Raw genomic sequence first — 12,343 nt, forward strand, 5'->3', positions numbered from 1 at the left:
GGGCCCGTGACGATCACGGGGGGAGTCGCACCCCTTTGGCCGCGAGATCGCGGTACTCGAAGCAGGTGTGCTCCCCCCAGGTCTTCGGCGCTCCGGGGAACAGCCTGGTGACCTCGACGCTCCAGATGCTCTCCTGCTTGTTCTGCCGGATCGTGCAGGTGATCTGGGCCAGCGCCTCCCTGGACATCTCCCCGGCGCCCGTGACGATCACGGTCAGCCGGTAACCCAGGTTGCCCGACGGGTCGTTGCGCGGCGACTCGTCGCGGTACCTCGTGGTCTCGGTGTCGTGGTGGCTGAAGGAGCCGAGCGCGCTGGTCAGCTTCAGTTCCGGCTTCGGCGGCTGCTTGCCCGCCCTGAACAGGGCGTCGATGATGTTCTTCGCCGAGTTCGAGCCGACCGGGACGTTGGCGGGCTCCAGACGGCCGTTGTGGAGCAGATAGACCGTCACCCACGTGGGGCTGTAGCTGATCACCGGGGGGCGTCCCAGGTCTTGCACCTCGGTCGGTGCGATCCCGCACGCGCTCAGCGTCAGGACGGCCGTCAGCAGGCAGGTGAGCCGCCGCGCGCGCCGCATCGCCGTTCTCCTCGTTCTCCTGGTGTCGCGGTTCATGCGGGGGGCAGCCAGACCGTGAAGAGCGTACCCGGGTCCTGCGGGCGCACCGAGATCGTGCCGCCGTGCAGGTGCGCGTTGGCCCGTGCGATGGACAGGCCGAGACCGCTGCCGTCGCCCCTGGCCCCGGCCTTGTAGAAGCGGTTGAACACGTGCGGCAGGTCGGAGGCCGGGATGCCCTTGCCGTGGTCGCGTACCTTCACCTCAAGCCCGTTCGGTGTGCTCCGCGCGGTCACCACGACGGGGGGCTCGCCGTGGCGCAGGGCGTTGCCGACCAGGTTGGCCACGATCACGTCGAAGCGCCGGGGGTCGAGGGAGAAGGTCAGGCCCTGCGGCACGTTCGTCCGCACCTTGTCCAGCCAGCCCCGCACCTCAAGGCAGTCGCTGACAGCGTCGGCGACGTTCACGCTGTCCAGGTGCAGCGTCGCCGTCCCCGAGTCGAACCGGCTGGCCTCGATGAGCTGCTCGACCAGGGTCCGCAGCCGCGCGATCTCCCTGAGCACCAGCCGTACGGCCGCCGCGGGCTCGCTGGGCAGCCGGTCCGCCTCCTCGGAGAGCATGTCGGTCACCGCGGTCATCGCGGTCAGCGGGGTCCGCAGCTCGTGGGACACGTCCGCGACGAAACGGCGGGACATCGCCTCAAGCGCGCGCAGCTCGGAGACGCTGCGCTCAAGGGCGGCCGCGGTGTCGTTGAACGTCGCGGTCAGCTCGGCCAGCTCGTCCTGGCCGTGCACCGGCAGCCGGGTGTCCAGGTGGCCGGCGCCGAGGGCGCGCGCGGCGGAGCCGAGCCTCCTGACGGGCAGCAGTACCCGCCTGGCCGACAGCAGGGCGACCGCGAGCGCGATGCCCAGCATGATGACCCCCGCCGCCGCCAGGGGCTGGCGCAGGTCGTTCAGGAGCTGTTCCTCCTCGGACAGCGGGACGAAGGCGAAGATGCTCATCCCGGTCGGCTGGGCGGTGTGGATCGGCTCGATCCGCCACACCGGGGTGCCGACGATCAGCCACATGCGGCCGTTGATCCGCTGCCGTTTGGTCGCGATCTTGCGGTCGGCCCCGAGGACGAGGTCGGTCGGGACGTCGTTCATGCTGAAGTCGCCGTCCGGGTAGAGGTACTCGTCCCGCGGCACTCGGGGGTCCTCGTAGCGGACGACGACGGCGCCGTTGGGGGTCCGCAGTCTCTTCTGCAGTTCGTCGATCTCCGTGTCGGTCGGCGGTGTCTCACCGGGCCAGAGGCCGCCGATGGGCACCCTTATCCCTTCGAGGGTGTTGCGCACGTCGCCGACCGCGACCTGTTCGGCGCGTTCGATCACCCGGGTCTTGACCAGCTCGTAGCCGATCCCCGCGACGAGGGAGGAGGCCGCGATGGCGATCAGGGTGAAGGTGATGACCAGGCGCCCGCGCAGACCGGTGTAGATCCGTCTCACGGCGGACTGAAGCGGTAGCCGAAACCGCGCACCGTGTGGATGAACTCGGGCTCGGCGGGCACCGCCTCGATCTTGGCGCGGACCCGCTGGACGCAGGCGTCGACCAGCCGGGAGTCGGCGACGTGGGTGTGGTCCCACACGGCCCGCAGCAGGTATCTGCGGTTGAGGACCTGGCCGGGGTGACGGACCAGTTCGAGCAGCAGGCGCAGTTCGGTCGGGGTCAGGTGGACCTCCCGGCCGGCGAGGGAGACCTTCAGCGCGCCACGGTCGACGACCAGGTCGCCGAAGGTGATGCGGTCGGAGGCCAGGGACTCGACCCGGCGCAGGACCGCGCGGATCCGGGCGTCGAGGACCCTCGGCTCGACCGGTTTGATCACGTAGTCGTCGGCCCCGGCCTCAAGCCCGACCACCACGTCCAGGTCGTCGCCTCGCGCGGTGAGCAGGATCACCGGGAGCTGGTCCAGCTTCCTGATCCTGCGGCACACCTCGACCCCGTCGATCCCGGGAAGCATGACGTCGAGCACGGCGATCTCGGGGCGGCGCGACCGGATGTGGTCGAGTGCCTCCTCGCCGGTGCCGTACGAGGTCACGGTGTGGCCTTGACGGCTCAGCGCCAGCTCAAGCCCGGTCCGGACCGAGGGGTCGTCTTCTACAAGGAGGATGCCAGCCACGCGGTCATTATTGTTGCAATGCCCGATAGCACCTGCCACGTCACGAAACTGTGACGAGGGTTGGGCGAGATCATGACGCTGTTCTGTGAGGCTTGACCGAGGCCACTTCCCTCGGAACAGGGGCCCGTGGGACAGGTCTCCCGAGAAAAGTGTGATTAACATCACAATTGCCGGTCAGTGTCAAGGAAAGACCATGTAGTCACGCACCTAGGTCGCACGAATCCCATTGGACGTGCTGTTGAACAGCCGTCAACTCCATCGTTCGGGTTGCGAAGCACCCCCCAGAGCACGGCAAGCTCATAGGTCGTGAGTTCAGGATCACCACACTCGGAGGAGCCCCGGGCTCCGCGCTCTCGCCGTACGGCCCGCTCCGACGGGACCGGCAGGCCGCGGAGATGGCTGACTCCCAAGCGCGCCGTCATCATCGGCACGTCGATCGTCGTGGTGGTCGGAGGCGGGGGGTTCACCGTCCGCACCGCCATCCAGAACGCCTCGGCGACAGCCTCGGAGTCCGCGCTCTCGGTGGACGAACTGGCCAGGGTGTTCGGCGGAGGCGACCCCTTCGCGCCGGACCCCAAGACCGACGTCATGAAGGCGCAGGCCGCCCAGGCCGCCAAGGAGGACAAACTCAAGGCGGCGCGCGGTGACCGTGACCCGCTGGACCCGATCGTCATCCCGAAGAAGGCGCCGGGCGGCAACGGCTTCGACCCCAAGGCCTTCCCGCCGGGAAGCGCGAACCCCACCGGCAACAAGGCCCTCGGCAAGAGCATGCTGGAGGCCATGGGCTGGGGCGACCAGTGGGGCTGCCTGGAGAAGCTCTGGATGAAGGAGAGCGGCTGGAACGAGCGGGCGATGAACCGCTACAGCGGCGCCTACGGCATCCCGCAGTCCCTGCCCGGCAGCAAGATGGCCAGCGCGGGCAGCGACTGGCAGGTCAACCCGGCCACCCAGATCCAGTGGGGCCTCACCTACATCAAGGGGCGTTACGGCACCCCTTGTGGTGCTTGGGGCCATTCCCAGGCCACGGGGTGGTACTGAGACTCCAAGAGTCGGCAAGTCTGACCATCTCGAAGACGCGGGCGTCGCACGCTTGGGCGCATGGATGTAAAAGTCAGCGTCGTAGTGCCGGTGTACAACCCCGGTGATGCCGCCGACGCGTGTATCCGGTCCGTGCTCGAACAGTCGATGGCCTCGGAGGAGTACGAGGTCATCTTCGCCGACGACGGATCGGACGACGGAATCCAGCTCCGCCTCGACGCCATCGCCGCGGTCCGCTCGAACGTCCGGGTCCTGCACCTCGGGCGGACCGGCTCGCCGATGCGCGGGCGCAACGTCGCCATGGCGGTCGCCAGGGGCGAATACGTCTACCTGCTCGACCAGACGGACCGTCTCGACCGCCTCGCCCTTGAGCGCATGTACGACCGGGCGGTCGAGACCGGCGCGGACATCCTCATCGGGCGGCTGGCGGACGGCCAGGCGCCGCCGTCCAAGATCTTCGAACGCAACCGGGAGAACGCCGACCTGCTCGGGGACCGGCTGCTCACCCTGCCGACGCCGCACAAGCTGTACCGCAGGGATTTCCTCGACGAGGAGGTGCTCACCTTCCCCGACCCCGGGGGGACGCTGGCCGAGCAGACGTTCGTGACCAGGGCCTACCTGCGGGCCAGGACGATCACCGTCCTGGCCGACCGGGTCTGCTGCCGCCTCGGGGAACGCCCGGCGCGTCAGGAGGACGACCCCTACGTCCACGCCACCGAACTACGCGAACTGCTCGACGTCGTCGACTACGAGGTCCCCCAGGGGCGGCGGCGCGACCGGATGTACGCGCACTGGTTCCGCACGGCCGTACTGCGCCGTCTCGCGGGGGCCGGGTTCGTCACCTCGTCAAAGGACAGGGCGGCGACCTTCACGACCCTGCGCGAACTGGTCGTGCAGCGCTTCCCCCCGCGTCTGGACCGCTACCTGCCCACCCACATGCGGGTGCGCGCGGCGCTGCTGCGCGCGGGCAGGCTCGACCAGCTCGTCGAACTCGCCCAGGCCATGCGCGGCACCCGCCTGCGGGCCGACCTCAGGGGCCTGTCCTGGGAGGACGGCGCCTTCACCATGAACCTCGCCGTGGAGATCGTCCGCGCGGGCGGGGAACCGGTGCGGTTCGTCCGGTACGGCGACGACGGCCTGGCCTGGGTCCCGCCCATCCCCCTCGACGGCCTCAGCCTGCGGCCCGAGCTGGCCGACGTCACCCACGCCGCCTCCCGGGCCAGGTTCGAGGTCTACGTCAGGCACGAGGAGAGCGGGCTCATCTACTTCCTGCCCGTCACCTGCTCGGTGATCCAGAGCAGGCACCACAACGGGGTCAGGCTCCAGGTCACCGGATCGGCCAGGCTCGACGCCTCCTCGGCGGCCCTCGGGGAGGCGCTGCCCCCCGGCCTGTGGGAGGTCCACGTCCGCATGTACGGCGGCGCCCACCAGGTCCGCGCCCGGGTGACCGGCTCCCCGCCGAACCGTACCGGGACACTGGCCGACAACTCCGCGCGCCTGGTCATCCCCTGGTGGTCGGACCGGGGCGAGCTCGGCGTGTGCGTCGAGCCCCGCTCGTTCGCCGAGTCGATCGCGCTGGTCTCCCCGGGGGCGACCGTCACCTCGCAGCGCGACCACGTGTTCGTCGTGGTGCCCGTGCCGTACGTGCCGCCGAGCGGGGGGCCCGCGGCGGAGCTGGTGCTGCGCAGGGCGAGCAGGGGGGAGCACGAGATCTGCGCGCCCGCGCTGGTCGAGCCGGGCGTGCCGGGGCAGCTCGCCGGGCGGCTCGTCGCCAAGGTGCCGGTACGGCGGGTCTACCGTGAGGGCTTCCTCGCCCCCGGCGACTGGCGGCCGTTCCTGCGGATCGGGGATCGGGAGGTCGGACTGCGCTTCAAGGTCGGGATGAGCCTCGGCGGCCGGGTCGAGGTCCGCGCGGCCTCCGCCGCGAGGAGACCGGCCCCGCGTTACCCGCTGTTCAAACGGGTGGCGCTGCGCATCCCGGGGGTTCGCAGGGTCGTCAGGGTGACGAGGGCCGCCCAGCGGCGTTACGTGCCCGGCTGAACCGGCGGCGGGACCGAGCCCGGCCGGCCGCTGAGCCGGTGCAGCCGCAGGGCGAGCTGGACCTCCAGGGCCCGTTCCGGGGCCTGCCAGCCCGGCCCCAGGAGCTGCGCCACCCGGTCAAGGCGCTGGGTGACCGTGTTGACGTGGATGTGCAGGGCCTCGGCCGTACGGGACAGGGAACAGCCTGTGCCGAAGTAGGCGGTGAGCGTGCGCACCAGCGCCGTCCCCCGCCGGGCGTCGTAGTCGAGCACCGGACCCACGGTCGCGGTGAGGAACGCCTCGATGTCACGTCCCCCGCCGACGAGCAGCCCGACGAAGCCGAGCTCGGCGACGCCCGCGCCCTCTCCCTCGCGGCCCAGGGCCACCAGGGCGTCCGCGCAGCGCCTGGCCTCCTGGTGGGCCCCGGCCACCTCTCCGGGGCCGCGTACGGGGCCACAGGCGCCCGCCGTCGCCGGACGGCCGAGGCCAGCGCCGAGTTCGGCCGCCACCCGCCTGGCGAGCGCGCCGGGGTCCTCGCCGGGCAGCAGCAGTACGACCTCGTCCCCGCTCTGGGCCGCCAGGCCGCGGTTGAGCGCGGCGTGCGAGGAGGCCCAGAAAGCGGCCCGCTCCCGCTCGTCGCCGTAGCGGGCCACGACGACCACGTGGGCGGCCCCGAGATCGACGCCGACCCGCCTGGCCCGCTCGGCCAGGCCGTCCATGCCGGGCCGGGAGATCAGGTCTTCGAGCAGCTCGCCCCTGACCCGGCCCTCGGCCTCGGCGACCGTACGGCGGAACAGCGTCAGCAGCGCGGTGACCAGCGCCGCCCTTTCCAGGATGCGCTGGTCGGTGTCGGCGACCGGTTCCGCGGCTCGCAGCACGAGCGTGCACAGCGGTTCCGCGCCCACGTCGACCGAGGCGACCAGCAGGTTGCCCCTCCTGACCGTACGGCCGAGCGCGCGGGACGTCCTGGCCGCCTCGGCGATCACCGCCGTGACGCCCTCACCCAGCTCGCCCGGGTCGCCGGCGATCGGCCTTCCCGCGTCGTCGAGCACGACCAGCGAGCCGCCGAGCACCTCGGTCACCACGGCGGCCACGTCCTCGACGCCGCCGCCGCGCAGCACCAGCCCGGCCATCCGGTCGTGGGCGTGCGCCGCCCGCTCGACGGCTCCGCTGTGCGCGCTGGCCAGGCGGCTGGTCTCGCTCAGCTCCTCAAGGGCGTTCCTGGTCTCCTGCAGCAGCCTGGCGTTGTCGATCGCCACCGCCGCGTGCGCGGCCAGCGAGCCCAGGAGCACCACCTCGTCCTGGCTGAAGGGCCGCACGCCGCGGTTGGCCGCGAACAGCACACCGATGACCCGGGCGCCGAGTTTGAGCGGGACACCCAGGATGGCGACCAGCCCCTCCTCGACCACGGCGTCGTCGATGTCCGTCCTGTGGCGGAAACGGGGGTCGGCGAAGTAGTCGGCCGTCGAGTACGGCGTCGCCGTCTGGGCCACCAGCCCGCCGAGACCGGCCCCCATGGGCAGCCGCAACGCCCTGAACTTGGCCGAGACCGAGCCGTCGGTCACCCGCATCCAGGTGTCCCCCCGGTCGGGGTCGTGCAGCGTCATGTAGGCGGCGTCGGTGCCGAGCAGCTGCCTGGCCCGGCGCACGATGGCCTCAAGGACGGCGTCGAGGTCGCGCAGCCCGGCCAGGTCGCCCGCGGTGTCGAACAGCGCCGACAGCTCGGCCTCACGCCGGGCCCTGCGCCGCAGCAGCTCCCGCACCCGCAGCGCGACGATCTTGGCTTCCTCCAGGTCGGCCAGCGTCGCGGCGTCCGCGCCCGCGCTCCTGGCGGCCAGGACCGGGCCCTCGAACTCCACGGCGGACGCCTCCCTGGCCAGTAGTTCGAGGAAGACCCGCGCGCTCATGTCGTCATTGTCGCGCCCACCCCGGCGATGGCTCTCAGCGGGCCGTCCAGCCTCCGTCGAGGGGCAGAGAGGCCCCGGTGACGAACGAGCCGTGCGGGCCGCACAGGTAGGCGACCAGCTCGGCCACCTCCTCCGGTTCGATCAGCCGTTTGATCACCGCCGGGCCGAGCATGATCCGCTCCACGACCTCGTCCCTGCCGATGCCGTGGTTCCTCGCCTGGTCGTCGATCTGCTCCTCGACCAGGGGCGTGCGGACGTAGGCGGGGTTCACGCAGTTGGAGGTGACGCCGTGTTCGGCGCCTTCGAGCGCGACGACCTTCGACAGCCCTTCGAGCGCGTGCTTGGCCGTGACATAGGCCGACTTGTACGGCGAGGCGCGCAGCCCGTGGACCGAGGAGACGTTGACGACCCGCCCCCAGCCCCGCCGGTACATCCCCGGCAGCACCGCCCTGACCAGCAGGAACGGCGCCTCGACCATGACCTTCAGCATCGTGGAGAACACCTCGGGCGGGAACTCCTCGATCGGCGCCACGTGCTGGAACCCGGCGTTGTTCACCAGGATGTCCACGTCGGCGGGGACGAGGTCGACGAAGCCAGGCGAGGCCAGGTCGGCGACGACCGGCGTCCCGGCGACCTCCCTGGCCACCTCGGCGGCGGTCCCCGCGTCCCTGTCCAGCACGACCACGTGCGCCCCGGCGGCGGCCAGCCGGTGCGCGCACGCCCGCCCGATCCCGCTGCCCGCCCCGGTCACCAGGGCCAACCGCCCCGCCAGATCAGTCATGACATCGAATGTAGTGTCCGGTCCCGCCGATCCGGTGGACGTGCGGCCCGTCAGCCGACGGGGTAGCGGATGATGGTCCGCTGCTTCTCCAGGGCGGTGCGGCGGAAGTCCGACAGGTAGATCTCGTGATGCCTGCCCGCCAGGGCCAGACCCTGCCCGGTGATGAACTCCATCAGCGTCTTGACCGTCGCGGGCTCCTCGCTGAAGGGGCCGATGTGCAGGATCTGGGCCGACCTGCCCTCGTTCATGGTGCCCAGCCGCAGGCCGTCGAGCCGCGTCTCGGGCCGCTTACGCCGTACGGTCTCCACCGCCCGCTCGACGATCTCGGCGGTCACCTGGGCGGGCTGGGGGATGAGGGCCGTCCAGCGCATGGTGGACAGGTCCCCGGGGTCGCCGTCCCAGAGCCCTTCGATGGGGGCGACCGAGTAGGTCACGACCGGCTTCAACTCGGCGCGTACGGCGTAGGAGACGCCGTACAGGGCGGCGACGGCGTCGAGGTACGACTCGTCAGAGGGGGCGCCCGAGCCGTCGAACATGAGGCAGGGCAGTTCGGGGACGTCGAGGAGGCGTGGGGTCGCGGTGGCCGTGTAGAGGTCGCGGTGGATCTGCTTCATGCCGTAAGGCTGGACTCTCCCACGAGGGGAGAGTCCAGTCGCCTCAGACGGAAACCGGGTAGGTCAGCGTGAGCTCGTCACCGGGCAGGCCCCTGATGCCCCAGTTGACCTGCGGAGACTCGATGATCACGATCTCCAGGTCGGCGGCGGGCAGGTCGAGCCGCTCCTGGGCCCTGGCGAACAGCGTGCGGATGAGGTCGCGTTTGGCCTCGTCCGTCCTGCCGGTGAAGCAGACGATCTCCACGATGAGATACCGCTCGCTCCGTTGCGGGCAGAGGAGGTCCTCGGCGTCGAGCAGCAGGAACCGGTGGAAACGCTTGTCCTCCGGCAGCCGCCACACCTCGGTGAGGCACTCGTGCAGGGTGTCGGACACCTCCCGGCGCCGGTCGGCCCAGACGTCGCGGCGACCGTAGATCTTGATCTGTGTCATGTCCGGGAGTCTCCCCGATCCTCGGGGGCGGACGGCGGCCGGGTCATGGAGAGCACGTCGAGCAGCGCGTCGAGCTGCTCCTCGGTGAGGGTGCCGTTGGCGACGTGACCGCGCTCGACCACGATCTCCCTGATCGTCCTGCGCTGTTCCAGAGCCTGCTTGGCGATCTTCGCGGCCTCCTCGTAGCCGACGTGCCGGTTGAGCGGGGTGACGATCGAGGGGGACGACTCGGCGTATTCGAGCAGCCGGTCCACGTTGGCGGTGATCCTGACGACGCAACGGTCGGCCAGCAGCCGGGAGACGTTGGCCAGCAGCCGGATCGACTCCAGCACGTTGCGGGCGATGACGGGCAGCATCACGTTGAGCTCGAAGTTGCCCGAGGCCCCGGCGAAGGCGATGGCCGCGTCGTTGCCGATGACCTGGGCCGCGACCATGCACACGGCCTCGGGGACGACGGGGTTGACCTTGCCCGGCATGATCGAGGAACCGGGCTGGAGGTCGGGGAGGTTGATCTCCCCGAGTCCGGTGCGCGGCCCCGAACCCATCCAGCGCAGGTCGTTGGCGATCTTGTTGAGCGAGACGGCGACGGTGCGGAGCTGGCCGGACAGCTCCACGATGGAGTCCCTGGCCCCCTGCGCCTCGAAGTGGTCGGGGGCCTCGGAGAACGGCAGGCCCGTCGCCTCGCGGAGTTTCTCGATGACCTTGGGGGCGAAGCCGGGCGGGGTGTTGATCCCGGTCCCCACGGCCGTGCCGCCGAGCGGCAGCTGCACGAGGCGGGGGATCACCCCGCGAACCCTGGTGACGGCGTTGTCGATCTGGGTGGCGTAACCGCCGAACTCCTGCCCCAGCGTCACCGGGGTGGCGTCCATCAGGTGTGTACGGCCCGCCTTGACCACGTCCTCGAACTGCAGCGCCTTGTTCCTGAGCGCGGTCGCCAGGTGCCGCAGGGACGGGATCAGGTGGTAGGTCACCTCGGTCGTCGCCGCGACGTGGATCGAGGTGGGGAACACGTCGTTGGAGGACTGCGAGGCGTTGACGTGGTCGTTCGGGTGGACGGGACGGCCGAGACGCTCTTCGGCGAGGGTCGCGATCACCTCGTTGGCGTTCATGTTGGAGGAGGTGCCGGAGCCGGTCTGGAAGACGTCGACGGGGAACTCGGCGTCCCACTCGTTCTCCGCGACGTCCGTCGCCGCCTCGGCGATCGCCTCTGCCATCTCCTTGTCGAGCACGCCGAGCTCGGTGTTGACCTCGGCCGCGACCGCCTTGATCAGGCCGAGTGCCGCGATGTGCGCGCTGTCCAGACCACGGCCGGAGACGGGGAAGTTCTCGACGGCCCGTTGTGTCTGCGCCCGCCACTTCGCGTCCGCCGGGACCCGCACATCGCCCATCGAGTCATGTTCGATCCGAAACTCGCTCATGCTTCCAGTTTGCGCCTTCGCCGGACACGGACGCCTGGGGTGACGTGTCCATCCCTGATGGCGTTTGCGAGACTCCTCCCACAGTCGTGGTCGCCCGGTCCCTGCCCGGAAGGTCCCGTCCAGGAAAGGACGCCGTTGAACGCCGTGCTCGCCGAGACGGTCTCGGTCCTCCTGCTCCTGGCGGTGCTGGCCTGCGCGGTCATCCGGCCGTGGGGCTGGCAGGAGGCCGTGGTCGCGGTCCCCGCCGCCGGAGTGGTCGTCGCGATCGGGGCGATCTCCGTGGAACAGGCCGTCGCCGAGATGGCCCGGCTGGGGCCGGTCGTCGGCTTCCTGGCGGCCGTACTCGTTCTGGCCAAGCTGTGCGACGACGAGGGGCTGTTCCACGCCTGCGGCGTCTGGATGGCCCGTGGCGCGGCGGGGCGGCCACGTCACCTGCTGGTCCAGGTGTTCGCCGCGGCCTCGCTCATCACCGCGGTGCTCAGTCTGGACGCCACGGTCGTGCTGCTGACGCCGGTCGTGCTCGCCACCGCGGCCAGGCTCGGCGCCCGCCCCGGGCCACACGTGTACGCCTGCGCCCACCTGTCGAACACGGCCTCGCTGCTGCTGCCGGTCTCCAACCTGACGAACCTGCTCGCCCTCGCCGCCAGCGGCCTGAGCTTCACCCGTTTCACGGCCCTGATGGCGCTGCCCTGGCTGGTCGCGGTCGGGGTGGAGTACGTCCTGTTCCTGAGATTCTTCGCCACGGACCTGGACGCGGGGGCCGTGGCCCCGGTCGTCGCCGAGCCTCGTGAGACGCCGGTCTTCGCGCTGGCCACCGTCGTGTGCACGCTGGCCGGGTTCGTGGTCGCCTCCTGGCTGGGGATCAACCCCGCGTGGGCGGCCCTGGCGGGCGCGGCCGTACTCGCCTGCCGTGCCCTGGCCAGGGGGCGCACCACCCCGGTGGCCGTCGTGCGATCGGCCGCGGTGCCGTTCCTGGCCTTCGTCCTGGCGCTGGCCGTCGTGGTGCGGGCGGTGGTCGGCAACGGCCTCGCCGACGCGCTCGGTCACCTGGTCCCGGGCGGTACCGGCCTGCCCGCCCTGCTGGGGATCGCGGCGCTGGCCGCGGTCCTGGCGAACGTGATCAACAATCTGCCCGCCGTACTGGTCCTGCTGCCGCTGACCGCCCCCGCCGGGCCGGGCGCGGTCCTCGCGGTGCTGATCGGGGTGAACATCGGGCCCAACCTCACCTACGCCGGGTCCCTGGCGACCCTGCTGTGGCGGCGGATCGTGCGCGAACACGACACCGGGGTCGGGCTGGGGGAGTTCACCCGGCTCGGCCTGCTCACCGTCGGCGCCACGCTGCCGCTCGCGGTCGTGGCGCTGTGGGTGTCCCTGAACGTGATCGGGGTCTGACCCGGCGGTGCCCCGTGGCGCCCGGTCCGTCGCCGGGCG

Annotated in this window: 11 protein-coding genes; 3 read left to right on the plus strand and 8 right to left on the minus strand. The window is 71.1% G+C overall.

Going from position 1 to position 12,343, the window contains the following annotated elements:
- Nucleotides 1-13: 13 nt before the first annotated feature.
- From ACFYY8_RS08795 to ACFYY8_RS08805, 3 genes are read right to left on the minus strand one after another with little or no spacing between them, the layout of a single operon-like run.
- Nucleotides 14-574: a hypothetical protein gene (locus ACFYY8_RS08795; protein ID WP_352013799.1), complete on the minus strand. Its 561-nt coding sequence runs from the start codon at nucleotides 572-574 to the stop codon at nucleotides 14-16.
- Between the two features lie 32 nt (nucleotides 575-606).
- Nucleotides 607-2,034 carry an ATP-binding protein gene (locus ACFYY8_RS08800; protein ID WP_390038655.1) on the minus strand — a complete coding sequence of 476 codons (1,428 nt, stop codon included), beginning with the start codon at nucleotides 2,032-2,034 and terminating at the stop codon, nucleotides 607-609.
- The gene (locus tag ACFYY8_RS08805; RefSeq protein WP_352013797.1) at nucleotides 2,031-2,705 is read right to left on the minus strand and encodes a response regulator transcription factor; all 675 of its coding nucleotides are present in this window, start codon (nucleotides 2,703-2,705) and stop codon (nucleotides 2,031-2,033) included. The genes ACFYY8_RS08800 and ACFYY8_RS08805 overlap by 4 nt, the downstream gene beginning before the upstream one ends.
- Before the next feature lie 306 nt (nucleotides 2,706-3,011).
- Here ACFYY8_RS08805 and ACFYY8_RS08810 point away from each other — a divergent pair, with 306 nt between their 5' ends.
- The gene (locus ACFYY8_RS08810; RefSeq protein ID WP_390038657.1) at nucleotides 3,012-3,743 is read left to right on the plus strand and encodes a lytic transglycosylase domain-containing protein; all 732 of its coding nucleotides are present in this window, start codon (nucleotides 3,012-3,014) and stop codon (nucleotides 3,741-3,743) included.
- 60 nt (nucleotides 3,744-3,803) lie between these two features.
- Nucleotides 3,804-5,783, plus strand: a complete 1,980-nt coding sequence (locus tag ACFYY8_RS08815) for a glycosyltransferase family 2 protein (RefSeq protein ID WP_390038660.1) — start codon at nucleotides 3,804-3,806, stop codon at nucleotides 5,781-5,783.
- Here ACFYY8_RS08815 and ACFYY8_RS08820 read toward each other — a convergent pair.
- The 5 genes from ACFYY8_RS08820 to ACFYY8_RS08840 are packed head-to-tail and all read right to left on the minus strand — an operon-like array spanning nucleotide 5,768 to nucleotide 10,912.
- Complete coding sequence (locus ACFYY8_RS08820; RefSeq protein WP_390038662.1) at nucleotides 5,768-7,669, minus strand: helix-turn-helix domain-containing protein; 1,902 nt, start codon at nucleotides 7,667-7,669, stop codon at nucleotides 5,768-5,770. The genes ACFYY8_RS08815 and ACFYY8_RS08820 overlap by 16 nt on opposite strands.
- 34 nt (nucleotides 7,670-7,703) lie before the next feature.
- Nucleotides 7,704-8,450 carry a 3-hydroxybutyrate dehydrogenase gene (locus ACFYY8_RS08825; protein ID WP_390038664.1) on the minus strand — a complete coding sequence of 249 codons (747 nt, stop codon included), beginning with the start codon at nucleotides 8,448-8,450 and terminating at the stop codon, nucleotides 7,704-7,706.
- Nucleotides 8,451-8,500: 50 nt separating this feature from the next.
- Nucleotides 8,501-9,064, minus strand: coding sequence for a GyrI-like domain-containing protein (locus tag ACFYY8_RS08830; RefSeq protein WP_390038666.1), 564 nt, complete (start codon nucleotides 9,062-9,064; stop codon nucleotides 8,501-8,503).
- A 43-nt stretch (nucleotides 9,065-9,107) separates the two neighbouring features.
- Nucleotides 9,108-9,494, minus strand: coding sequence for a tautomerase family protein (locus ACFYY8_RS08835; protein WP_390038668.1), 387 nt, complete (start codon nucleotides 9,492-9,494; stop codon nucleotides 9,108-9,110).
- On the minus strand, nucleotides 9,491-10,912 hold the full coding sequence (locus ACFYY8_RS08840; RefSeq protein ID WP_390038670.1) for a class II fumarate hydratase: 1,422 nt from the start codon (nucleotides 10,910-10,912) through the stop codon (nucleotides 9,491-9,493). The genes ACFYY8_RS08835 and ACFYY8_RS08840 overlap by 4 nt, the downstream gene beginning before the upstream one ends.
- Nucleotides 10,913-11,056: 144 nt before the next feature.
- Here ACFYY8_RS08840 and ACFYY8_RS08845 point away from each other — a divergent pair, with 144 nt between their 5' ends.
- Complete coding sequence (locus ACFYY8_RS08845) at nucleotides 11,057-12,304, plus strand: SLC13 family permease (RefSeq protein WP_390039061.1); 1,248 nt, start codon at nucleotides 11,057-11,059, stop codon at nucleotides 12,302-12,304.
- The last annotated feature ends 39 nt before the right edge of the window (nucleotides 12,305-12,343 follow it).

The sequence above is a fragment of the Streptosporangium sp. NPDC001559 genome, assembly GCF_042893955.1.
In the GTDB taxonomy this organism is placed as follows: domain Bacteria; phylum Actinomycetota; class Actinomycetes; order Streptosporangiales; family Streptosporangiaceae; genus Streptosporangium.

Excerpts from the sequence above, each read along its gene's own strand:
- ACFYY8_RS08840 (WP_390038670.1), bottom strand. The coding sequence starts at position 10,912 with ATGAGCGAGTTTCGGATCGAACATGACTCGATGGGCGATGTGCGGGTC.
- ACFYY8_RS08835 (WP_390038668.1), bottom strand. The coding sequence starts at position 9,494 with ATGACACAGATCAAGATCTACGGTCGCCGCGACGTCTGGGCCGACCGG.
- ACFYY8_RS08825 (WP_390038664.1), bottom strand. The coding sequence starts at position 8,450 with ATGACTGATCTGGCGGGGCGGTTGGCCCTGGTGACCGGGGCGGGCAGC.
- ACFYY8_RS08795 (WP_352013799.1), bottom strand. The coding sequence starts at position 574 with ATGCGGCGCGCGCGGCGGCTCACCTGCCTGCTGACGGCCGTCCTGACG.
- ACFYY8_RS08815 (WP_390038660.1), top strand. The coding sequence starts at position 3,804 with ATGGATGTAAAAGTCAGCGTCGTAGTGCCGGTGTACAACCCCGGTGAT.
- ACFYY8_RS08820 (WP_390038662.1), bottom strand. The coding sequence starts at position 7,669 with ATGAGCGCGCGGGTCTTCCTCGAACTACTGGCCAGGGAGGCGTCCGCC.
- ACFYY8_RS08830 (WP_390038666.1), bottom strand. The coding sequence starts at position 9,064 with ATGAAGCAGATCCACCGCGACCTCTACACGGCCACCGCGACCCCACGC.